18 protein-coding genes are annotated in these 23603 nt (G+C 33.2%); 8 read left to right on the top strand and 10 right to left on the bottom strand.

From position 1 onward, the window contains the following. Positions 1–99 precede the first annotated feature (99 nt). The 3 genes from mobA (at position 100) to mobC (ending at position 3907) form a co-directional block, all read left to right on the top strand. Positions 100–534 (top strand): conjugal transfer protein MobA, encoded by a 435-nt coding sequence (gene mobA, locus AC1Q7L_RS00220; protein ID WP_073174657.1) that lies wholly within the window; start codon positions 100–102, stop codon positions 532–534. Next, on the top strand, positions 531–1784 hold the full coding sequence (mobB, locus tag AC1Q7L_RS00215) for a conjugal transfer protein MobB (RefSeq protein WP_073174658.1): 1254 nt from the start codon (positions 531–533) through the stop codon (positions 1782–1784). The genes mobA and mobB overlap by 4 nt, the downstream gene beginning before the upstream one ends. A gap of 125 nt (positions 1785–1909) precedes the next feature. Further along, on the top strand, positions 1910–3907 hold the full coding sequence (mobC, locus tag AC1Q7L_RS00210; protein ID WP_073174659.1) for a conjugal transfer protein MobC: 1998 nt from the start codon (positions 1910–1912) through the stop codon (positions 3905–3907). Positions 3908–3956: 49 nt separating this feature from the next. Here the strand turns inward: mobC and AC1Q7L_RS00205 are convergent, their stop codons facing one another. Together AC1Q7L_RS00205 and AC1Q7L_RS00200 are read right to left on the bottom strand one after the other, a co-directional pair. Further along, complete coding sequence (locus tag AC1Q7L_RS00205) at positions 3957–4802, bottom strand: RteC domain-containing protein (protein WP_073174660.1); 846 nt, start codon at positions 4800–4802, stop codon at positions 3957–3959. Between the two features lie 46 nt (positions 4803–4848). Then, positions 4849–6552 (bottom strand): AraC family transcriptional regulator, encoded by a 1704-nt coding sequence (locus AC1Q7L_RS00200; protein WP_073174661.1) that lies wholly within the window; start codon positions 6550–6552, stop codon positions 4849–4851. Positions 6553–6829: 277 nt separating this feature from the next. Between AC1Q7L_RS00200 and AC1Q7L_RS00195 the strand changes: the two genes are divergently transcribed. Genes AC1Q7L_RS00195 through AC1Q7L_RS00180 form a run of 4 tightly spaced genes read left to right on the top strand, consistent with a single transcriptional unit; the run spans position 6830 to position 9066 of the window. Next, complete coding sequence (locus tag AC1Q7L_RS00195) at positions 6830–7066, top strand: hypothetical protein (RefSeq protein ID WP_073174662.1); 237 nt, start codon at positions 6830–6832, stop codon at positions 7064–7066. Between the two features lie 17 nt (positions 7067–7083). Next, on the top strand, positions 7084–7251 hold the full coding sequence (locus AC1Q7L_RS00190) for a hypothetical protein (protein WP_156104456.1): 168 nt from the start codon (positions 7084–7086) through the stop codon (positions 7249–7251). Positions 7252–7267: 16 nt separating this feature from the next. Then, positions 7268–8767, top strand: a complete 1500-nt coding sequence (locus AC1Q7L_RS00185; protein WP_073174663.1) for a DoxX family protein — start codon at positions 7268–7270, stop codon at positions 8765–8767. Between the two features lie 20 nt (positions 8768–8787). Further along, positions 8788–9066 (top strand): DUF6520 family protein, encoded by a 279-nt coding sequence (locus AC1Q7L_RS00180; RefSeq protein ID WP_073174664.1) that lies wholly within the window; start codon positions 8788–8790, stop codon positions 9064–9066. 139 nt (positions 9067–9205) lie between these two features. Here AC1Q7L_RS00180 and AC1Q7L_RS00175 read toward each other — a convergent pair whose 3' ends face one another. The 4 genes from AC1Q7L_RS00175 to AC1Q7L_RS00160 form a co-directional block, all read right to left on the bottom strand. After that, positions 9206–11668, bottom strand: coding sequence for an alpha/beta hydrolase family protein (locus AC1Q7L_RS00175; protein WP_492305894.1), 2463 nt, complete (start codon positions 11666–11668; stop codon positions 9206–9208). Further along, on the bottom strand, positions 11668–13032 hold the full coding sequence (locus AC1Q7L_RS00170) for a RagB/SusD family nutrient uptake outer membrane protein (protein WP_492305895.1): 1365 nt from the start codon (positions 13030–13032) through the stop codon (positions 11668–11670). Before AC1Q7L_RS00170 ends, AC1Q7L_RS00175 begins: the two co-directional genes overlap by 1 nt. 11 nt (positions 13033–13043) lie before the next feature. After that, positions 13044–16052, bottom strand: coding sequence for a SusC/RagA family TonB-linked outer membrane protein (locus AC1Q7L_RS00165; protein WP_492305896.1), 3009 nt, complete (start codon positions 16050–16052; stop codon positions 13044–13046). A gap of 106 nt (positions 16053–16158) precedes the next feature. Further along, a complete protein-coding gene (locus AC1Q7L_RS00160; protein ID WP_492305897.1) occupies positions 16159–16689 on the bottom strand; it encodes a hypothetical protein in 531 nt (176 codons plus the stop codon). Between the two features lie 523 nt (positions 16690–17212). Between AC1Q7L_RS00160 and AC1Q7L_RS00155 the strand changes: the two genes are divergently transcribed. After that, positions 17213–17518, top strand: coding sequence for a hypothetical protein (locus AC1Q7L_RS00155; protein WP_492305898.1), 306 nt, complete (start codon positions 17213–17215; stop codon positions 17516–17518). Between the two features lie 163 nt (positions 17519–17681). Here the strand turns inward: AC1Q7L_RS00155 and AC1Q7L_RS00150 are convergent, their stop codons facing one another. From AC1Q7L_RS00150 to AC1Q7L_RS00135, 4 genes are read right to left on the bottom strand one after another with little or no spacing between them, the layout of a single operon-like run. Beyond that, entirely contained in the window at positions 17682–18686 is a 1005-nt protein-coding gene (locus AC1Q7L_RS00150) for a hypothetical protein (RefSeq protein WP_492329366.1), read from the bottom strand. Positions 18687–18714: 28 nt separating this feature from the next. Next, positions 18715–20460 (bottom strand): restriction system-associated AAA family ATPase, encoded by a 1746-nt coding sequence (locus AC1Q7L_RS00145; protein WP_492305900.1) that lies wholly within the window; start codon positions 20458–20460, stop codon positions 18715–18717. Further along, on the bottom strand, positions 20441–22015 hold the full coding sequence (locus AC1Q7L_RS00140) for a restriction endonuclease subunit S (RefSeq protein ID WP_492305901.1): 1575 nt from the start codon (positions 22013–22015) through the stop codon (positions 20441–20443). The genes AC1Q7L_RS00145 and AC1Q7L_RS00140 overlap by 20 nt, the downstream gene beginning before the upstream one ends. Continuing rightward, positions 22015–23583, bottom strand: coding sequence for a type I restriction-modification system subunit M (locus AC1Q7L_RS00135; RefSeq protein ID WP_492305902.1), 1569 nt, complete (start codon positions 23581–23583; stop codon positions 22015–22017). Before AC1Q7L_RS00135 ends, AC1Q7L_RS00140 begins: the two co-directional genes overlap by 1 nt. Positions 23584–23603 lie beyond the last annotated feature (20 nt).

Genomic DNA, 23603 nt, shown 5'->3' with positions numbered 1-23603 from the left:
TGCCTCATAACTTTTTTCGTGCCTCAAAACAACTTGCCCTGGCTGGGGCTTTAAAAACCACTCCAAAGTCGTGATTTTCTTAACATTAAATTGGATAATATGGATACAACTAAAAACAATAAAGGAGGGCGTAAGCCAAAGCTGAATCCAAGTAAAAACAGATATGTGTTTAGGCTTACGGATGAAGAAAATATTATGTTTTTAAAATTATATGAGGCTTCTGGAATGAAAAATAAAGCAAAATTTATTACGACAATCTTGTTTCAGAAAGAATTAAAGATTGTAAAAGTGGATATTTCAACAATGGATTATCATACCCAACTCACAAAATTCTTCTACCAGTTTCAATCGATTGGAAACAATTATAATCAGATTATAAAAATTTTGTATCAAAATTTTACTGAAAAAAAAGCGTCTTTCTATCTCTTTAAATTGGAAAAGCATACCCAAGATCTGGCATTAATTTGCAAGAAGATTATAGAACTCACGAAAGAATTTGAGCAAAATCATATTCAAAAAAATCCTGAAAAATGATTGCAAAAATTGGAAAAGGTGAAAATCTTTGGGGCGCCCTTACCTACAATCAGCAAAAAGTAGACAACGAAAATGGAACTGTTTTATTGACTAATAAGATTCCTGATTTATGGGATCGACCTTATTCGGTTAAATTTTTCCATCAGTATTTTGAACCGTACTTGATTGCCAATAACAAAACTGAAAAACCGGTAAGACATATTTCCCTTAATCCTGATCCTAACGATAAGGTGGATGATAAAGATTATAGAGAAATGGCTCAGCAATATATGCAGGAAATGGGTTATGGTAACCAACCCTATGTAGTTTTTAAACATACAGATATTGATAGGACTCACATTCATATCGTCACCACCTGCGTCCAGATCGATGGGAAGAAAATATCAGATCGCTATGATCACCCCCGATCAATGGAAGCCTGCAGAAAACTGGAAAAACAATACAACTTGAAAGTTGCTGGTGAGAATAGGAATTTAAATCAAAGCTCTATTTTTAAACCTGTAGATTATACTAATGGGAATATCAAAGCACAACTATCATCTGTAATAAGGCATATCCCTAAAACCTATGGCTTTCAAAGTATGGGTGCTTATAATGCTTTACTCTCTCAATTCAATATTTCCAGTGAAGAGGTTAGCGGAGAACTGCATGGAAAAATGAGAAAAGGAATCGTCTATTTTGCTACGGATAAAAATGGAAAAAAAATAAGCAATCCTTTTAAATCATCGCTTTTTGGTAAGCATGCAGGAGTAGAAAATATTCAGGTGCTCATTGAGAAATCTAGAGTGAAAATGAAAAATGACCCTTCAAAACTAATTCTTAAAAGAACGATAGAAACCGCACTCAGCACGAGTAAATCGGAAGCTTCTTTTAAGACTCAACTTTTGGAACAGGGAATTGATACGGTTATTAGAAAAAATAATCAGGGAAGAATATATGGAATTACATTCATAGACCATAACTCCAAATTAGTCTGGAATGGCTCACAGTTAGATAAAGAGCTCGCAGCTAATTCCTTTAATAAACTATGGAATGATTTAGAAATAAAGCGTGAAACAAAATCTGATCATAGTGATCACTCTAATTTATCTCAGGAAATATGCACTGGACAATTTCTTACAGATAACGTCAACGGAGTTTTTGACGGATTCTTTTTCAGCTTATTTTCGTCAGATACAAATACGGATCAGGAGGAACAAATTTTTGCATCTCAAATGAAAAAGCGACAAAGAAAAAGAAGAAAAAAATAATCTTCTTTTGCAAAAACTGTCTTATAACTATGCTAAAAGAGCCAAATTCAGCCAATAGATGCACGCAACGGCGCATTTATAGTTAGAGAATACGTAATCCTGTATTTATGCTTCTAAAATGTAATATGCAGGGTGAAGACGATTTAAGAGGGCTTGCCAAAATCATGGCATTTATGCGAGCGGTCAGCATTATTCTAGTACTAATGCATCTCTATTGGTTTTGTTATGTTTTTTTTGCACAGCAACGATGGACGCTTGAAATCATCAATAAAATACTTCATAATTTTAATAAGACAGGGCTTTTTTCTCATCCTATTTATTCTAAGCTGTTCACGATAGTTTTATTGGCTTTGAGTTGCCTCGGCACAAAGGGAGTCAAAAATGAAAAGGTCACTTGGAAAAAAATTAGTGTTGTTTTTTCTATTGGTTTTATACTATTCTTTTTAAACCCAATCCTGTTACAATCTACTACCAGTTTTACTCCTATACTTTATATCCTATCTACTGGATCCGGATACCTTCTCCTAATGCAGGCAGGGGTATGGATAAGCCGCCTTCTGAAGCATAACTTAATGACTGATGTTTTTAACAGTGAGAATGAAAGTTTTCAGCAGGAGACTAAATTACTCTATAATGAATACTCAGTTAATCTTCCCACAAAATTTTATTATCAGGGAAACTGGCATCAGGGATGGATTAATATAGTCAATCCGTTTCGTGCGACCATTGTTTTAGGAACACCAGGCTCAGGAAAATCCTATGCTGTTGTCAATAATTATATTAGACAGCATATCGAAAAAGGATTTTCGATGTACATCTACGATTTTAAATTTGATGACTTGTCAACTATTGCGTACAATCATCTTCTGAACCATTCGGATACTTATAAGGTAAAACCTAAATTCTATATCATCAACTTTGACAACCCCAGAAAAAGCCATCGATGTAATCCCTTAAATCCTAATTTTATGACGGATATCTCAGATGCCTATGAAGCTGCTTATACCATTATGCTGAACCTGAATAGAAGCTGGATTCAGAAACAGGGTGACTTCTTTGTCGAAAGTCCCATTATATTATTGGCTGCAATCATATGGTTTCTTAAAATTTATGAGGATGGGAAATACTGTACTTTTCCGCATGCCATTGAACTGTTAAACAATAAATATGAAGAGGTCTTTACGATATTAACATCTTATTCCGAATTAGAGAACTACCTCTCTCCTTTTATGGATGCATGGCAAGGAGGTGCACAAGATCAGCTACAGGGACAAATAGCATCTGCAAAAATTCCTTTATCAAGAATGATCTCACCACAATTGTATTGGGTAATGACCGGAGATGACTTTTCATTAGATATCAATAACCCCAATGAACCTAAAATATTGTGCGTTGGCAACAACCCTGATCGTCAAAACATCTATTCTGCTGCTCTTGGACTATATAATTCAAGAATTGTTAAGTTGATCAATAAAAAAGGACAGTTAAAAAGTTCTGTTATTATTGACGAGCTTCCCACTATTTATTTTAGAGGCTTGGATAATTTAATTGCTACTGCCAGAAGTAATAAAGTTTCTGTATGTCTTGGGTTTCAAGATTTTTCACAACTGACAAGAGATTATGGAGATAAGGAAAGTAAAGTTATTCAGAATACGGTCGGCAATATTTTCAGCGGTCAAGTGGTTGGGGAAACAGCAAAAACATTATCCGAACGCTTTGGAAAAGTATTGCAAAAAAGACAAAGTATATCCATCAATAGAAATGATACTTCAACCTCTATCTCTACCCAATTGGACAGTCTTATTCCAGCTTCGAAGATTTCTACCTTGACCCAGGGATTTTTTGTCGGTGCTGTATCAGATAATTTTGATGAAAGGATAGAACAGAAGATTTTTCATGCAGAGATTGTTGTAGATACTGTAAAACTTTCTCAAGAAACGCAAAACAATCAGAAGATACCGCTGATCCGATCCTTTATTGACGAAGACGGAAATGATTCGATGACCAAACACATTCAAGATAATTACAAAGAAATTAAGACTGATATTCTCAACATCGTCACGAATGAGATGGATCGAATAAAAAATGATCCTGATTTGCAGTATTTAATCAAAAATGATTAAAATAGAAACCTCAAATACAGTATGATTTGAGGTTTAATTTGATATTCCGTTAATCAGCTTCATTAGTCATAAAATGCTGATTGAGATTGTCTCCAACTAGTTGAAGGAATTTGGTGGGTCCCTGTTTCCTGTTACGGATCTCAAAGACAGTTTTATGGAAATTGCCTAAATCGCAATCCAATGACTTTTCAACAAATTTTATGACTTCACTTAATTCTATATTGCCCCCATTAAAACAACGCATCTGGTAAAGGGCATAGATCAGTTCTATAAGACCAACCTTCGATCCTGACCAGCTAAGAGGAAAAAGTAGTTTTGATGCTGTATCTTCATTAGAGCCTTCAATCTGCCTTTTTAAATACTGATCAAATTGCTGATTGGAAATAAATCTGGCGATCATATGATCGTGTGATGTTGTAAAATTAGGATCATAGTTGTAAAAACCTGATGATAGCTTCATTTTCAAATCATAGGAGTTCCGGATAAATATTTTATGATCAAGATAGGTCGCTTCCCGTTTATAATAACTGTAAAATTCGGAATGTTCCAAATAGAAGTTTTTTAACTTCTCCTGCTCTGCCTCATAATATTTTTTTAATGTCTTATTTCCTGCAGCCGGCTTATGGGCCTCAATATCCAGTACCGAAGAGTAATAAATAAATTTTGAAATAAACTGTGGTTTTAGCTTTTTAAAAAAAAGTACTTCTTCGGCAATATGATCAAAATGATGGTTGGAAACCAGAAGTTTCAATTTCCTTATTGACTCGTCAATGATGAGTAAAGCCTTTTCAGAAATTTTGATCATATCATTTCCATCTGCGTAGACTTCGTTAATCTTTACATCCAGATCTTCCAATAACTGTGAAGTTCTTTTAAAAATAGTTTTTGTTACCATGTCCTTTTTTCAGGAATTTACAAAAATTCGCTAAAGCAGGACTTAATCAACTAATACCCAGCTCCTTTTTTCGATTTCTTATATAGTCTGTTGGCCGGATACCGTTGATATCGAAAAACAAATTTGAAAAATTTTGCCGTGCAGCTATACCGCACTCTTCAGCCAAAGCTTCGATGGTATAATTTAGATATTTAGTATTAGTGTTAAGTAAATTTGTAATATAATTGATTCGCAGTTCAGCCATATATTTATTAAAATTCATCCCTTTTTGCTCATTGATATAAACAGAGAGATAATGGGAATTAGTTCCTAACTTTAAGGCAATACTATTCTGTGTAAGTCCTTTCTTTATGAATTGGTCTTCCTGCTCAAACTTTTGAAGCTTTTCTTTAATCTCTATAGTCATTTCTGGAGTAAGAGAGGTTTTTCTTATTGAAAATTCTGTCAGGTCTTCTTTTAAAATATCTTTGATATTATAAGTTCCATCCGCTATTCTCTTTTGTAGTAGATTATATTGTTTTTTAATTTTTTGATCTTTTCTGTGTCGCACACCAAAAAATACAAGGAGTAGACTCCCTGAAATAATCAAAATCTGAGCGATTACAATTTTTTTTCCGCTGGACTTCTCGATTTCTTCTTTTGCATCAATCAGCTTTCGTCTGTCAAAATCTTTATGAAGTTTTGAAGATAAATAAGGAAAATCTTTGCTGATTAAACTGTCAGCCTTTAAAAGTTGATTGGTATAGTAAAGCTGTTTATTGACATCCTTATTTTTATATTGATCAATAAGATAATGATAACTCTTATATACCTCCGGTAATATAAAATCATGTCTATTGAAAATAGAATCTATCTTTTCATAGCATCTCACTGCACTTTCGATATTATTCTGCGCTTCATAAGTTCTACCCATATAAAAATAGACTACAGAAGCCCAAGCGAAATCGTTTCTGTGGAGAATAGTGGGTAAGGATTTTTGTAAATAAGTATGGGCACCTGCATAGTCTTTTTTGTGATATCTGGAAATTCCTATGCATTTGAGAAAATAGCTTTTTTCCAAAGCAAAATCGCTATCATCGGCAGTTAACCGGTAACCTAACATGCTTAAACTGTCGCTCTTGGAAAAATTATTAAGATATCTGTTGAGTACGGTCAATTGATGTAAGCAGTTCAAATATGCCTTCTCATAGTTGAACCTTTCATTTTCATGATGGTTTTCATTTAACCTTAACCTGTAAAACGCAGCGCAGTCCAGAAAATGATTCATTGCTTCATCATAGTAGCCCAAATGACTTTTTACAATTCCTAAATGATAGAGGACTTTGTACCTATGGTATTCATCTTTTGAACCTTTTGAATATTTATAAGCATTAAGGTATTCATTTAAAGCTAACTTGTATTTCTTTTGATAAAAATAATAGATGATTCCCTTGCTTAAGTACTCTTTACTGATATCATCTTGAGTTCCATGCTGCAAGCTAACGGTTAGGGCACTGTCAGCGTACTTCATTTTGTTTTTGTAGTCAAACTGTCTTCCGTCTCTATACCCTTGAATCAATTTTGAAAAATTACTCTCATTTTTTGCTTTCTCAATGTACAGTTTTACATAAGGCATTGCATTAATGTCATCTATTACCATTTTTTCATATGGTTTTCTGATCTCACTGAAAGTTTTTTCCTTTTCCTGTTGTGAAAATAAAAATTGTGAAAATGCAGAAAATAAGACGATAAAGTAATAAAACTTTTTCATATGCTGATATTTAGAACCTCACCATATCAAAAATAATCATTTATGTTTTAAATAAATCAAAATTAAAGGAATTGAATACCCGCAAGGATAAAACAAAAATAACAACCTAATAATCAAGTAATTAAAACAATATTTCAAATGTTTCAATTTTAAAATTGATCCGTGTTAATTTTAAAATAAAACCATAGAACAGTTTTTTTTACCTCATAAGCCGGATAATTTTGACATCAGAATTCTAATATAATCCGGCCGGGATAACCAAATTAATATTATCAACATGAAAAAGTTTATCCCATTTTTTAGCATAATGATCGCAGCAGTTTGTATGCAAAACTGTAGCCATCGAGATGAAGACATGATCTCTAATAACGAACAGATTGTAAGTTCAGAACGTTCAGCAGACATTTTTGCAATGAAACAGGATTCTGCAAAATCTATTGACTTGATTGAAAATCCTGAACCTAAAGATCCTCCTGTGAGAGACGGCGATAATTGGCGGCCTACGAAGGATTAAAAACGACATATAAAGCTATGATTCCTCATACCTCCATATCAGTTGTTACAGGCTTACCATGTCCAAAGAGTGGCATCTGGGAAAGTATGGGGAATTTCAAAACTACTATAACTCTTTTCAAAGGGGAACCAATGCCTGAATATTGCGGGTGGAAAATCAAATGGAGATTGGTTCAGGTCTGTTAAACACAATAAAAATGCCATGAAAAACTTCCAAACTATCTTTATTAAAACTGTTTCCTGCTTTTTTATTCTATTGTTTGTTTATGCAAGTGTGAGCAAATTGCTTGACTTTGAAAACTTTCAAGTTCAGATTGCTCAGTCACCATTACTAAGTGCTTATGCAGGTATTATTTCGTATGCTGTTATTATCGTAGAGTTAATTATTGTACTGTTATTAATTTTCCCAAGCAGTAGATTAACCGGATTATACTTATCAACTGCCTTAATGTCAGCATTTACGATCTATATATTTCTCATTTTAAATTACAGTGACTTTGTCCCTTGCTCATGTGGAGGAATCTTGGAAAAAATGGGATGGACTGAACATCTGATTTTTAACCTGATTTGCTTTTTATTAGGGGTAATTTCAATTATAATAAAGGAAGACTCTAAGAGAAAATATATTTTGCTGGCATCCACAAATCTGTTCAGTATCCTATTTGTGATAATTTTATTTTTTACATCAGAGTACATCATTAAAAAGGAGAATAATTTCACAAGAAGATTTACTCACCATCCAATCATTGAAGAGGGATCAATTGATCTTAATGTTAACTCATATTACTTTGCTGGAAATGATGAAAATCACTTGTATCTCGCAAATCTGACCAGTCCTTTTAGAATTATTAAAATTGACAAATCATTTAAAAAATTCGATACCATTGCAATAACTCCTTCAACAAAACATCGTTTTCGTAAACTAAAATATTCTATTAAGTACAATAGCCTGTTCGCATACGATGGCAGTGTCCCGATAATTTATCGATCAGCATTAGATTCATTAGATAAGCCAATTGAAGAGATTAGTTACAGAGATATTTTTTTTAATCATTTTACAGCTACTTCTCTGAATTCATTTTTTTTGAGCACAGATAATTCAAAACATGAAACATTAATTGCGGCGTTGTCAACACAAAATGAACATCACACTAAAATGAGCAATTTTCCACTGACGGCGAAAAAAGATGGAGGTTTCGATGTTGATGGAAAACTATTATTTGATAATAGCACAGGCAAAGCTTATTATATGTTTTACTATAGGAACCAAATACTAGAAGTGGACTCTAACTTACAACTTCATTCACGTATGAAAACTATCGATACTATTACGAAAGCACAGATAAGAATCAAAACTTTAAGTGACGGCACAAAAAAGATGATCGCACCTCCAATGGTTGTGAATCAAAATATGGAAGTTCATAAGGGTTTAATCTTTAACATTTCAAATCTAAAAGGTAAACATGAGTCTAATGACCTATGGAAAAAAAACTCAATAGTTGATATTTATACTACCGAGCCTGCGGGTTATTGGGGCAGTATATATGTTGAAAACAGAGGAAAAAACAGATTATCCCAAATTTTAATTACTGATAATTTCTTTTACATATTGTCAGGTATAGAATTGCGTCGTTATCGTTTTGCGCAGACCATAACAAAACAATTCAATAAAGGGGAAAGCCGAAAACCCTTGGAACAGTAGGCACATCAAAAATCATTCTTATGAAAAATTTAAAAACACTCCTATTACCAGCATTTGTACTGCTTGCAGGAGCAGGTAGCGCGTTCGCTACCCATTTAGAAAAAAATGACAATTTAGCCATTATTAGAGGCTATGTGTTCAGAGAAGGTGAAATACCGGAATGTGTTAACAGCTTAAAGGACTGCGACACTTCAGGGTCATTCACCTGTACAGCAGATATTGGTATGGGTTCTGAAGATCTCTATCAATTGAATGGAACGGTTTGTCCAAACAAATTGACCCATACTCAACCAAACTAAACAATAGCTGTCTCTAAATAAAGTGCTTACGGAAAGTTTTGCCGCACAGTGATTATAGCAAGGTTCTAAATCTAAACTACCTACTTAATCTAACTTATATATTTGCAAAACACGGCGCTTGTTTTAGAGACAGCTTTTATTATTCCATCATTTTATCTATCCATTTGACACTTTTATTCTTCAGATAAAAATCTAACCAGTCGGAAATCCTACTGTATAGGTCAATGCGATTATTATTTTTTGATAAGCTGTGCTCATCATTAGGATAAAAAAGTGCCACAACTTTTTTATGATTTCGTCTAAGTCCTAAATAGAATTCCATTGTCTGCTCCCAAAAAATATTATAATCCTTTTTGCCGGTCCAGAGAAGAATTGGTTTTTGAACCATTTCAGCATGGTAAATTGGGCTATTGTCAATATATATCATTTTATTCTCAACAAAAGAGCCCGGCATTTCATACTGTCCATCTTCAAATTGCCAGAAAAAAGGTCTATTGAAATTATAATTGAATGAATGATAGGATCTAACCAAATCACTGTTTCCGGCCCCAGAAATATAGGTTGCAAACAGGTTGGATTGAGTAGCGATAAAATTGGTTTCATATCCTCCATGTGAATGTCCTATTAATGCTACTTTCTTAAAATCTATAAAGCTATAACCTTGAAGAGCATTCATAGCACTGGTGACACAATCTAAGGCAGATCTACCAGTTCCGCGGGAATCAAAAACTACATCAGGCATATATACGAAATATCCTTTTCTTAACAGCTTACGCACATTAATACCTTCTGTTGGGGGATTCATTCCAATACCGTCAACCAGATACTTATTTTTCATATATCTGAGTTTTTGGTAGATCGTAACAATCATAGGATATTGCTTACCCTCTTTAAAGTTGACTGGATACAATAGAATTCCCTGCAATGACTGCCCCTGGCTATTTTTATATAATATAGTCTTGGAAAAAATATTTTTAGCCTCCTTGTCAAGAGAATTACTTTCGTAAACAATTTCTTCCTTCTGATGTTTTTTTAAAATCAGTTGAGGAGGTTTGTTGATATTACTTTTCACATAGAGTAATTTTTTCATTCCCCCGCTCCAATCTACACTAGTTATATCATCATCTGTGACCTTAATAATATCTTTTGCCATTTTACCATTAAAAGACATCCAAGCATTTTTTACATTATCCCTATCATAAAGTTCAATGATAACGGGATTACTTGAATCATAACTGCTACGGTAAATATTATAAGAGGATGAAACATTTTGCATTGTTCCATTTTTTATTTTAGCTCTGAAACCTGATTTAAGAGGAAATTTATTCAGCTTCTTTTTCTGTATGTCATATTCAAATAACTCCCCCATTCCCTCAAAAAGAATTCTTTTACCATCTTTGGAAAAATAAGCATTTTCATGCGTATCCAATTGTATCTCATAAAAGTTTAAAGTTCCTACTTCATACAATATCCATTTTTCTTTGTTCTGATATGTTAAAATCCATTTTCCATTATCATCACTAAATACCATTGAGCCGGAATCAATCATAAAATCATATTTATCAAGCAGCGTATCATACGTGTGTAAATTGAATGTCTGAAAACGTTTCGTGTAATCATGTTGATAATAGGGATCAAATGAGAGTAAATATCTATTGTTCCCTATGAAAGCATGATGGGTTAGCCTTTCATTTAAAATCTCACAAGAATATTCTTCTTTGGGAGACCAAATAAAATATTTACCAATGTAATCATTGTAAAATTTTGTTTGGATTTTGTTATCGTTCCCATACCACACCTCCACCTCATCTTTAGACTTGGATTTAAGTTCAGGAAAGAAATGAATAAAATATTTTCCGTCGTTTAATTTTGAAATCTGACTAAAATTAACAGAATCTATAAAATCATTGCAGAGAAATAGTTTATCATCCTTTGAGCTTCTGTATATAAGTAGCGCTTTCTTCTTGTTTTCATCCTGTTCTAAAATGAACAGACCATCCTGATCGCGATACTTAACTTCCATTTTGGAGTTAGGAGAGGAATATATTTTTTTGTTCTGTTTTAGATTCCATTCATAAAGACTGTAATTTTTTTTATCATCTTCCGTGACGAAATACAATACATCATCTATTTTATTTACACCGATTACATCATTTATTAAACTATTCTCTTCCCCATTCTCATTAAGAATCTTAAGTTTTCTATCCTGCAATATAAATATTAACTTATCGTGTGGAAGCCAATAATAATTGGTAACATTTTCCCAAACTTTCATGTGTAAGGATGGTAAAATAAGTAATTGAAAGTTTTTACCATGACACATCATCAAATTGTTATTTGAGTTGAAATTGATAGAATTAGCCAGAACTTTCCCACTTTCAAAAATAACTGAATCTCTATTATTTCTATTGATAAGTACCATCGTATCCGAACTTCTGTCATAAGCTTTATTAAAAGTTATATATTGCTCATTAGGTGATATCCTGGGAAAACTCACATTGTAATAGTGCCTTTGTAATGAATCAGGAATTTTCTGTTCTTTATTTTGTGAGTGCAATAAACAAAAGAATATTAGACTCACACAGATTAAAATAGCCTTCATCAGTACCCAGGATTTTGAGGATTTAAATTCGGATTAAGCAGAAGATCATTCAGGGGAATTGGCCATACTTTATGAAAATTCTGCCAATTAGGTTTAACTGCATTAAGCTGGTCAAGCCGACCGAATCGCTTTAAGGTCAAAAAGCGATTCCCTTTCTCAGCAAAGAACTCTCTCCTATTTTCATTCAATAATTCTTCAAGAATTTGCTCATTTGATAAAGGTCCCAGATTAGAATTACCAGCCTTTTGTCTCACAGCATTAAGCAATGGAAGGGCTTCCTCTTTTCTATTTTGCCTCACTAAAGCTTCTGCTAAAAGAAGGTTTACTTCCTCCATTCTAAATACTATAGAATATTCATCGGAATTGTTGACTGCATTAACATATTTATTACAGCGGTAAAAAACATTCTGATTAACAGTGATTTTTGTGACCCATTTCTGGAATCTTAAATCCGATGTTTCAAAGGCATTGACCAGATCACTTGACAAAGCATACCCTGTTGGGGCAGCCGTCGTAAAGTAATACATCGATGCTTCATTAGTAGGCAGGTTTGCCTGTAAAGGCTTAAATTGCCATAGTATGTGCTTACCTGATTTTTTAAATGTTTTTGAAACATCAGGCTCCCAAGCATATAAACTGTTGATTTTGATGTCTTTCAGTAAATTTTCTGCCTTTGACCATTTATTTTCCTGCATGCAGACTATTGCCAGCATCATTTCAGCTGCTTTTTTATTGGGATAAATCCGATCTGTATTACGATAGTTATCATCCAATAAATCAATTGAGAGCATGAGGTCATTATGAATAGTAGTAAGCACCTCTTTATCGTTCATTTTACCTATTTTTTGATTAATGGTAAAATCTGTCGTTGTTGTGTACGGTACGTCCCCGAATATCTGAGTGAGATAAAAGTAGATAAGAGATCGTAAAAATAGTGCTTCCCCTTTTATTCGATTTTTATCTTTCGTTGCAATACCTGACGAAGCATCAACACCTGTTATAATAGAATTGGCAAGATAAATCTGTTTATAGGAATTAGCCCAGGAATTTTTAATAACGGAATTAGATGGCAGCTGCTGATTATTAAAAATGTCCGGTGCTCCGCCTAAAGAAGCTGCCATATAACAGTTCAGGTCATCCGTATAGCTACCAAGCAAAGCACCACTTCCTGCCGTTCCCCCATTTAATACCGAAAAACTGTACAATTCCGCATATAGATTACTTAATGCACCATCTGCTGTACTAACAGTTTCAAATACCTGTGTTACATCGATTTGGGTATTGGGAAAATCAACATCAATACTTTTTTCACAAGACCATAATGTTACGATAACGATACTGATTATAAATTTATTTGTTTTCATAAGATTCATTTTTAAAAAGTTAACTGAAAGCCCATTGAAACAGTTTTTAAAGGCGGTAAATAACCGTTCACTGTAAATTCAGGATCTAATCCTATATAGTGGGTCCAAGTCAATAAGTTCTGACCTTGGATGTATATTCGGGCTTCACCTACTACTTTACTTATTTTTGGAAGCCTGTAGTTGATTTGAACATTTTTCAACCGTATAAATGAACCGTCACTGATTGCTGCTGTACTGTTTTTTAAATTGGAAGTAAGAGTATTTGTCGCAGTAATAGTCCCCGGTGAATAAGGCATTATGATACCATCATGATTCGTAGATGACCAAACATTAGCAAACTCAGCAGGCTGGTTATTCATATTTCCGGGTGTTGTCATGGTTCGGTAATAATTCCAGGAATTCTGTTTTACAAACTGTAATAAAAACGAAAGACTGATATTTTTGTATGATATCTGATTTTGAAGACCACCAAAGTATTTGGTTCCTAAATTTCTGATGGCCATCTGATCTTCAGGGGAAGATATTTTACCATCCTGATTAAAGTCTTTGAACATGTACTGCCCTGTTACCGGATCAATACCTTCATACTGATACACTTTTACAATTGATGTAGGTTGACCTATGACATAAGTATTTGCATAGGTTGAGCCTTCCAGCCCCGGGAATGATAATAGCTTGCTCATGGGGAATGATACGTTGAAACTGATATTCCATTTCCAGTTCATACCTTTAAGTGGACTGGAAGACGCTTCAATCTCCCATCCTGAATTCTGCACTGTCGCATTTAGATTTGCCTGAACATTTGAAAATCCTGTTGTAGAAGCTAAAGGAATCCCTACCAGCTGATTAGACGAACGATTCCTGTAATAGGCTGTCGTAAGATTTATCAAATTACGAAACAGTGATAATTCTATCGCCGCTTCCAGTTTATCGGTCTTTTCCCAAGTAAAGTCAGGATTAAAAAGACGGGAAGGATATAATGCAGGAACATCATTATATGAAGTGGGAGCAACGGAATAAGAATTAGTAAACTGAAAATCACCTATTAGATCACTTCCAGTACGTCCGTAACTACCTCTTAATTTTCCTAAGCTGAGCCATTTGGAATTTTTAAAAAAAGATTCTTCAGAAAATAACCAGGCTGCTCCAATTGCTCCAAAATTTGAAAACCTGTTATTAGGTCCGAAACGGCTTGAGCCATCCCGCCTTGCTGTTAGGTTGATGATGTACCGGTTCATCAATCGATAATTAAGTCTACCGAACACAGCAGTATATTTATAATCAATATCAGTGAAATCCCTTGGCGTAATAAGCGATGCCGCAGCGAGATTGTAAAGCAGGGAATTACTGGCAAATCCTGAGGCTGTAATTGCTGAAGATTTAGAATTATTACTCTGGTAAGTATATCCTAATAGAACATCCAGTTTACTTGTTCCTAAATCCTTAGACCAGTTTACCTGAGGTTCTAAAATATATGACATCAAGTTGCTGGTTCCTCTTGAAGATGAAGAACGTGCAGGTGAAGCACCTGATGCAAAGGCAGGATTATACATCGTGTTTGGAGCTAAGCTATATTCCTCTAAAGATTGAATATTAAGGCCACCATTAAGGGTGAATTTCAAACCATTCCAAACCTCATATCCAGCTTTAACACTCTGGTTAATCTGTAACACTTTATTTTCATAACGACCGTTTAATGATGCTAAAGGATTGCTAAATGTATTATTCTGCCAGTTTAGATTTCCTGCATCATCGTATAACGCAGGCGCGTTAGGAGCCAGGTTCAATGATTTATTGGTCAGATCATTGCTGATTACATTATTCGATAGACTCGAGAGAATATTACTGAACGACAGTGAAACCTTTTTGTTTTCTGTGGTATAGCTATAATTAGAATTAAGAATATTGGTCTTATATCTATAATCTCCGGGAAAGACAGTTGACTGGTTAGAATGTGAGGCGCTGACAGAAAATTGGTTCCTGTCAGTTCCCCCACTTACAGACAGTTGGATACTTGACGACTCGGCATTATTTCCGATCAGTATTTTCTGCCAGTCTGTATATCGGTCCGTATCCCAAACTCCATTAATATCGTAGGCATTTGCAGGAACAGCAACGTTGTAGTTGGCATAGGCATCCCTGCGCATCTTCAGGTATTGTTCAGTGTTCATCAGTTTCATTTGATTAGCCACTTTGCTGATGCCGTAATTGGTATCCACTGTCAGCCTTATAGCACCGGTTCTTCCCTTTTTCGTAGTGATTAATATGACTCCATTCCCTCCCCTGGATCCATAAATAGCCGTAGCATCGGCATCTTTTAAAACTTCTATGCTCTCTATATCATCCGGACTTATTGAATTCAATGGGTTTAGAGAACTCATAGGAAGAATTCCCACGGAGTAACTGGATGTCAAGTTTGAGCTCCACGGAATTCCGTCCACCACGTAAAGAGGTTGGTTTCCGTTAACAGGGCTGTTAAGAATTGTCCGAAGACTGTTTCTTCCCCGAATCTGAACATCAAATCCTCCGCCTGCTGTTCCGCCGGCCTGAATAATGTTCACTCCTGCCATTCTTCCCTGTGCTGCTGACAGTACATTGGTGACAGGTTGATTTTCTATATCTTTTGCTGAAACTTTGGCGATACTACCGGTTCTTTCTTTGTCTTTTACCTTGTAGTAGCCAGCGTTGAGAATAACTTCTTCGATTCCCTTTACTTTTTGTTCTAGGCTGATATTAACGACGGTCTGATTAGTAAGGGTGAATTTTTCTTCTGCATAATCAGGGTGTCTGAACAATAGGATGGTATTTTCTGCTGAAACCTCCAATGTATAGGTTCCGTTGTTGCTGGTCATGGTTACCTGATCACTGCCCTCTTGAGAGATTACAACTCCTGAGAGAGGTTTACCTGATGCGGTAACGGTACCGGAAATGGTGCGTGTTTGGGCTTTTGTAGTCATGCTTACTGCGGTCAACATGAGCCCAAAGAAAATACCTCCTATATTGTAATAGGAATTTTTCATAGATTTGTAAAGGTTTTTAATTTAATTAATAACTTAATCATGCTCTTTCCTGATGTTTTAGTCGACTTGTGGGAAAGGGCTTTTTTATTAGTTTCTGTTTCTTATTTTATTTTTTTGTTATCATTTTTTTTTGTACTCCTCTTTCCAACATAAGATAAGCTGCATCCAGCATCTTTGTCAGATTGATATAAGGTCTTACCAGATTGCTTTCCGGTCCGTATCGATAGATCTCCTGTGAGAAATAGACTATGCCGGATATAAAATAATCATACTCCTGAATGCTGTATTCCTTAAAGGCTTTTTTGAAAACCAACGTTGGGTTTTCATATTCTTTCTCAGACATATAACCTTTCATCATTGGAGAGCTGATGTATGACGCTGCATTTACCTTCCGTTTCTTTGTCTTTTTACTGATCATATAACCTTTACGTATGAATATGCATAATGATTGATGAAATTGTAAAATAACAGAAGGATCTTTCTTTAGCCAGTCTTTTCCGTTTACTGCATATTGCATCATGGAACTGAGCATCTGTTTAGCTGTAACAAGGTCATGGGTCTGAAAGAATGTTTCAATACACGATAGTTTTCTACGTTTCTTTCCAACTGATCCAGCAGCTGTTTTTTTGTTTTTCAATGGTTGTTTTAATGTAATAGTAGTTTTAAAGATCATGTAGGAGAAACCATAATGCTCCTCACTACAAGGTCAAATGTGAATATGAATGAATTTGTGTTCCCGTGAAAGCCCTAAAGCCGCAATGGATTGTACACCCCATTGTACTGTATCAGTATACCTCTATTATGTAAAGCGGCTTAGAATAAAAGATAATTGTAGAAAAGCAGAACTGCATTAATAAAAAACGGCATGGGACTCTACAATATCCACCCTGAGGTACTGGTATACCTTACACACAGATAAGAGAGCCCACGCCTAGGTCGTGAGCTTCTTGCTTATCGTCTCGTGTGTTAAAAATTACCAGTTTTCGGGCGAGATCCTAAGCAATAGCTTCTAATATTTTGTTGAAGTATCGCAAAGTTACTAATGTTGTAACTTATAATACAAATATACTAAAAATTATTTCGGTATACAAAACGATACCGAAATAATTTTTAGTAAGTGGTTACTTGCATATATGATTAGGGAAAGTGAGAAAATTATAATGATAAAAACTGCGATTACTTTACGCATGTTGCTTAACCATAATAAGACTTATTTAAAGACGAAAGATGATAAGTTTGATATTGTTTCTAGTTATGAAAAAATTTCTTTAAACTCCAATTCAGATCTTACAAAAGCCACAGTCAATAATGCTTTTAGTGGGACAAAAAGATCTACAATGCCTACAATTATAATGATTGTTGAAACTATGGGTTTCAATATGAAGGACTTTGGTGATAAATATGATAAAATTAGTGAAAAGGATGTTAAACAATTTAAAGAAAATATTATAAAAAAGAAATCGTAACTAGAATTGAGATTTTACTTTATAATTTTTCACAAATTTACTTGAACTTCTTGAAGAGTATCTTGTTGCTTCATATTTTTTTATTAGCCGGATCTTTATTTTAAAAAAATCAAATATTTTCAAAGCTCACTGAGCGAAACAGCAACTTTGTTTGCATTATCTTTTAAACATATACATTAGCTTCAATTTGTGCTCTTGCTAAAACAGAATCCCTTAAAAAACCATCTAAAACTGGCTTTCTAATAAATGAAAGTCTTAATTTTTCATCTAATTCTAAAGCTTTAAGACAGGCAAGTTTTCTATCTTCTTCTGGTATATGAGCCATATCAGCGTCATTGATATATTCCCAATAAAACCTATACCATTTTTCTACTCTACCTTTAACAAAATCACTATATCTAGCATCAATATCATAAATAGTTCTCCAGGATTGTATTTCGCCGGTTTTACCTTCAGGGCTTGAATAATTTATATCCCAAATTATCTGTTCCGGTTTTACGTTATCAGTAATTATTCGGAATGATACAGATAATTTTTGATGATTAAAATCAAAAGGATAAAATAAATGACCAGTTGATATTGCTATAGTATCTTTATCTCCCTTAACATCGAATGAGTTGCATTCCTTACAGCAAAGAATTAAATTTTCAAAATTAACTGAGGAAAATGGATATAAAGATTTTGGTAAAAAATGGTCGTACTGGTCACGCGTTTTACTTTCTGCCATTTTTAATTCTCCAATTCCACAGGTTGGGCAAAGAGTAGTATTTTTATTAATCCTTCTAAATTCATTAAAATGTTCTAAAAGTGTTGTGTTAAATTTTTCACGGAATGCATTTCCATCTAATACTTGATCATACAAATTCAAGAAAAAATCTCTCAATAATTTCCTTAAACCTTTAACATCGTTATCTAATAAAACTGGCGAATATCCACCAGAGCATATTAATTCTATATTATTGCTGTCTTTTATTTGATTACATATAGAAGTTCTTGTAACTTGATTGAGTCTTCTTAAAATATTATAAATATTGATTAGAGGTTGCTTTACTATTTTTGGGTGTCTTCTAACAATATCATAAAAGTCTTGATCAAAAAAAGCATTATCAAATGTGCCTGTTTCATGTTCAATTCTTTCAAAGAACCGAATAACAAAGTAATTTAACATGATGTGACAACTCATTAAATATTTGTAACTACCTATCATTGTGCTTATTTAATTCGTTTTCTTTGATAATCAATTCTCTAAACAATAATACTTTTTCTACTGATTCTCCTAATATTCTTGCTTCTTCCTTTGCAGCTAATATTTCTTCGGGGCTGTTTAAGGGCATGTTTTTAATTCTTTCAATAATTTCTAATGAAAGTTTGGAGATAGACTCTTTTTTACCAAAAATCTCTTCCGTTAAAATATTAGCTGAGGTTCCAAAAGTTCTTATGCCTTTGTCTTTGGCCGTTTGATGTTCTACTTTTTTATTTTGCTTATCAAAAATTATAACATTTTCAGGTTGGCAATCAGATATTATAAATGGTGAGTGAGAAGTAATTAGTAGGTCTCTTCTATTGTCTAATGAGCTTGCTTCATCTTGTTTTAAACAATCTCTTAATGTCGAAATAAAATTAGAGCGCCAATCAGGATTAAAGTGTGTTTCTGGTTCATCTAATAAAAACAGAGAGTTAGTATCTCTGAATAACAAGCATAATCCAATGGAATGAATAAATTGATATTCACCATCTGATAAAGATTTGGTGTAAATTACTTCATCAAGTTTATCTTTTTTTAAAATAACATTTTTAAATCTAAAGATTCGTTCTTCATCATAAGGTAAAGGAATTACATCCTGATTAATATAAATATTTTTAGAATGATAAACTTTTTGTTTTACCTTTTTTGGTGTTTTATAATTATTCAAATTAAGTAAAACTTGGAATGTTCTAAACAACTCGAAAGCATCATCTGCAAAATGAAATTTAAAAGCTTCTCTGCATTCTTTATCGACAAAATAATCTAATATAAGTTCTTTGGTATCATTTTTAAAATAGGATGTTGTACAACACGCTTTTAAACGTTCAATTGATTTACTAATCAAAGAAGTCAATTCACGAGTAATTTTAGTTTTATCTTTCTTATCCTGTTGTGGAATTGTTTTTAAAACATCATTGTGAACTTTTTCAAATTGATCTTGTTTAATAATAAGCCTAAAAGACTTTATATCATCAAGTCCTAATTCTTTCTTAAACTGTAAGAGAGATTCTTTTTCACGTAATAAATAAATGGACAACAAAACGGCTTGATTGTAGTATTCGTCTAAATGTACGAAACGACTTTCAGGCTTAATGTAATCGAAATCCTTAATTAATCGGTACAAATATTCATCATATTGTATAAATCGCATTTTAAAAAAGGGAAGATTAATTATTTGATTTTCACCAGAGGAATAAGCTACTATAAAGTCAGGCAAAAAATCTTTAACCTCTATTCTTTCCAATAATATATTTCCACTTTTAACACATTCTGCTCTATTCAACCAATAGACTTTTGGAGATTCATTACTTTTCTTTTCAATCTTTATATGTGCGTCATAACCAATATTATAAGAAGAACTATAATGCTTTCTGGAATAATCTCCTTTGATATAATAATAATATTCTAATTCAAAGGCATCAGGATTACAACTTTCAGCAAGAAATCCTCCCGTATCGAGTTTACCTTCTCCATTAAAACCATCGGGTCTAAAATCTAAATAGATACATTCAATGTGATAAAAAATTTCTGCTAAAACTTCAAGTATATTTGATTTTCCTGAACCATTTCTACCTACAAAACAATAGGGCATAAAATCCCACATCTTTGCTGAATTAGACTCATTAAGAAAGTCTATTTCAAAACCTGCCTGCAAGCTTCTAAATTGAGAATGTAATTTAAGACGTTTTAACTTCATTTATTACTAGTTCTAGTTGTTTAGTTTCTGAATTATATTTTTGTCTTATAAATGATTTAGGTTTTGACAGTTCTTCGAAAATAAACTCTTTCAAATCTTCAAATTCGAAATCATCACCACGCTGATAATACAATTTATGATAGATATCTTCAAGTTTAGATAAATCTACTGGGATATTGTAAAAAAACTTTTTAAGTAAAAATTCCCAGTCTTGCTGATAACCTTCAATGCTTCCATACTTTGCAATTATTTCCGTTGGAATTTCATAATATTTATCAAGCTGTATATCTTTGAATTGTTTCTCTTTTTCTGGAAAAACTGGAAGGCTTTCAACTTCAATTTGCGGCTCTACAGAACCAGCAACAGGTGTTTTTATTTCTTCTTTATATATTTTTGAACTAACTTTACTGAAATTCAACTCACCTGTAAAGGCCTTTTGACTCAAAACCTTATACAAATTTTCTAACTCCCTCAAAATAGCCTCATACTCCTTTTTTAGAAATTCTACTTTCTCAACTATTAAGGCAAATTTGTTTTGGAATTCAATAGGTGGTAAATTAATAACCATATTTCTAAACATTTGAAGATTTAAATGTCCAACTGTTCCCCCAACTTTACGCCCTAACATCTTAGTTTTAAAATTCTGATTTCTTAATAAATAAATTAGGTAATAATTATTTAAAAATTCTTTTTTGGGTTGAATTGTGATTATACTTTCATACGTTGTGAATTCTCTATCGCTATCAACAATCGCACAAGTTCCTAATGAACCTGATTTGCTTACAAGTAAATCACCTCTTTTAGTAATCCTATTTTTTGTAATTAATTTATGCTGTTTCTCAGAAATATATTTGACATTATCAAAAGATAATTTTCCCGAATTGATATCAGTTGCTCTAATGAGAGGATACCCCCCTTCATCAACATAATCTACCTTAGAAGTAAGACCTAAAAAAATGTTGTTACAAATTTCTTCTAATATTACTGAGTTATACTTTTTTTCATTTTTAATAGGATCTCCAAACATCTCCAAAAAATTACTATTTAAAAGTTCATCTAAAAGCGAAATACTTTCTTTCCTTTGTTTGATTAAGGAGTCTGCTTGTGTTAAAATTTCTGCAATACGTATCTGGTCTTTTAATGAGGGCAAAGGAATTCTAATGTCCTTTATACTTTTTGTTGATAAGTGCTTTACTGTTGTATAATTTGTATTTCGATGAATTTTATTTAAGGCAGAAGGCAAAAAATGAAGTAAATAATTTTCATTTATTAACTTTGTATCAGGAACAATTTTACAAACACGTTGATTTAGCAAAGCCTTGCCCATTGTCCATGTTATACATCGAAAATCGCCATCTAATCCAATCAGAATATCATTATTTTTAATAACAAATGATTCATCATATTTTCCTGAATAATATATTCCAGCAAATCCAGAATTCACATCTCGAACCCTAATTAAAGGTAAGCCGTCTTCTGTGTCATTAAAAAATGATGACTTAAAAGCATATCCAGAAAGAATGGTTATTAATTTTTCTAATTTTTCAAACTTCATTAAATCAAATCTTTTAATTCACTAATCCCTTTAATAATATTAACTTCAATAGCCTCTAGTTTTTCAAATATTACTTTTGGTTCTTCATAATTTATTTCCTGATAGACCTCACGTTTGTATTTATTAAAACTTAAATCATAATTGTTCTCAACTATTTCTTTTTTTGCTATTGTAAAGTAGTTAGTTTCACGCTGCTCGTCAGTGCTTGGTATATTAATTCTTTTATGATACAGCTGAACAATATCTAATAAATCACTTTTTTCAATTTTATTACGTTTATCATCTAGAGTATACCCATCATTTTGCATGTCGTAGAACCAAACATTACTTGTTTGACTACCAGTAGTAAAAATTAAAATTGCCGTGCTGACCCCTGCATAAGGTTTAAAAACACCAGCAGGCATACTAATCACAGCTTTTAACTCACTTTTTTCTACCATTATTTTACGGCATTCTACAAAAGCTTTTCCACTACCAAATAATACGCCTTGAGGTATCACAATAGCAGCGGTTCCACCTATTTTAAGCATTTTATGTATACGCTCAATGAAAAGTAATTCAGTTTTTGTAGTATTCAGTTTTAAGATTTCATTAATGTCACCTTTATCGATATTTCCGGTAAAAGGTGGATTAGCTAACACAATATCAAATTGGACATCTTCATTATATGATTTGCTAAGGGTATCTTTATAGTCAATATTGGGCTGATCAATACCGTGCATCATCAAGTTCATTAATCCCAAACGCACCATGGTAGTGTCAATATCATACCCAAATAAAGAATCTTCAACAATATGCTTTAAATTTTCATTCAAAGTAGTTGCAACTGTCGCACGCATAAAGCCGTCTTCGTCTGGCTTTAAAGCAATTGGGTTTTCTTTGCGTACCAGATCTGTCAAAATATACTGATAAGCACCCAATAAAAAACCTGCTGTCCCACAAGCTGGGTCAACAATTCGCTGTCCCAATTGTGGTTGCACAAGGTCATTCATCAATTTAATAATGTGACGAGGTGTTCTAAATTGTCCATTTTTACCTGCACTGGCAATTTCACCCAACAACATTTCATACACATCACCTTGTATATCTTGAAATGCATGGCCGCCTTTAACAGCATCCTTTTTGATCTCTAAAAAAATATCTTCAATGATTTTAATAGCTTCTTTTAATAAGGAGGGCTTTGGCATGATAAAAACAGCATTAGCCATCGCCTTAGTGAATTTAGTACCACCATCAAATTCTTTTAAAAAAGGAAATACTTTGGTTTGAACATGCAATAACATGGCTTCCCCTGGCATACCTTTAAAGTTATTCCAACGCAAGTCTTGTTTGTCTACAAATTCATTACTACCTGGCACTTTGTATTTTCCAACAAATTTGGAATCATAAGTTATTCCTGTAATTTCAGCATCTCGTTCGCGTTTGACTTCCAAATCATCCATTTGTTTCATAAAAATCAAGTAGGTAATTTGTTCAATGGCAGTAAGTGGGTTACTAATACCTCCACTCCAGAAGTTATTCCAAAGTCGGTCAATTAAAGCCTTTAATATTGGGTTATTATGTAGCATAAAAAGTTAGATTAAAATTT

The sequence above is a fragment of the Chryseobacterium sp. GW823-FHT05E08 genome (assembly GCF_058795655.1).
Note: the sequence above shows the minus strand (reverse complement) of the source record. Positions and strands in the feature narration are given on the sequence as shown.

Excerpts from the sequence above, each read along its gene's own strand:
- AC1Q7L_RS00170 (WP_492305895.1), bottom strand. The coding sequence starts at position 13,032 with ATGAAAACAAATAAATTTATAATCAGTATCGTTATCGTAACATTATGG.
- AC1Q7L_RS00185 (WP_073174663.1), top strand. The coding sequence starts at position 7,268 with ATGAAAAACTTCCAAACTATCTTTATTAAAACTGTTTCCTGCTTTTTT.
- AC1Q7L_RS00195 (WP_073174662.1), top strand. The coding sequence starts at position 6,830 with ATGAAAAAGTTTATCCCATTTTTTAGCATAATGATCGCAGCAGTTTGT.
- mobB (WP_073174658.1), top strand. The coding sequence starts at position 531 with ATGATTGCAAAAATTGGAAAAGGTGAAAATCTTTGGGGCGCCCTTACC.
- AC1Q7L_RS00165 (WP_492305896.1), bottom strand. The coding sequence starts at position 16,052 with ATGAAAAATTCCTATTACAATATAGGAGGTATTTTCTTTGGGCTCATG.
- AC1Q7L_RS00180 (WP_073174664.1), top strand. The coding sequence starts at position 8,788 with ATGAAAAATTTAAAAACACTCCTATTACCAGCATTTGTACTGCTTGCA.
- mobC (WP_073174659.1), top strand. The coding sequence starts at position 1,910 with ATGCAGGGTGAAGACGATTTAAGAGGGCTTGCCAAAATCATGGCATTT.
- AC1Q7L_RS00200 (WP_073174661.1), bottom strand. The coding sequence starts at position 6,552 with ATGAAAAAGTTTTATTACTTTATCGTCTTATTTTCTGCATTTTCACAA.
- AC1Q7L_RS00145 (WP_492305900.1), bottom strand. The coding sequence starts at position 20,460 with ATGAAGTTAAAACGTCTTAAATTACATTCTCAATTTAGAAGCTTGCAG.
- AC1Q7L_RS00155 (WP_492305898.1), top strand. The coding sequence starts at position 17,213 with ATGATAAAAACTGCGATTACTTTACGCATGTTGCTTAACCATAATAAG.
- mobA (WP_073174657.1), top strand. The coding sequence starts at position 100 with ATGGATACAACTAAAAACAATAAAGGAGGGCGTAAGCCAAAGCTGAAT.
- AC1Q7L_RS00190 (WP_156104456.1), top strand. The coding sequence starts at position 7,084 with ATGATTCCTCATACCTCCATATCAGTTGTTACAGGCTTACCATGTCCA.
- AC1Q7L_RS00175 (WP_492305894.1), bottom strand. The coding sequence starts at position 11,668 with ATGAAGGCTATTTTAATCTGTGTGAGTCTAATATTCTTTTGTTTATTG.
- AC1Q7L_RS00150 (WP_492329366.1), bottom strand. The coding sequence starts at position 18,686 with ATGTTAAATTACTTTGTTATTCGGTTCTTTGAAAGAATTGAACATGAA.
- AC1Q7L_RS00205 (WP_073174660.1), bottom strand. The coding sequence starts at position 4,802 with ATGGTAACAAAAACTATTTTTAAAAGAACTTCACAGTTATTGGAAGAT.
- AC1Q7L_RS00135 (WP_492305902.1), bottom strand. The coding sequence starts at position 23,583 with ATGCTACATAATAACCCAATATTAAAGGCTTTAATTGACCGACTTTGG.
- AC1Q7L_RS00140 (WP_492305901.1), bottom strand. The coding sequence starts at position 22,015 with ATGAAGTTTGAAAAATTAGAAAAATTAATAACCATTCTTTCTGGATAT.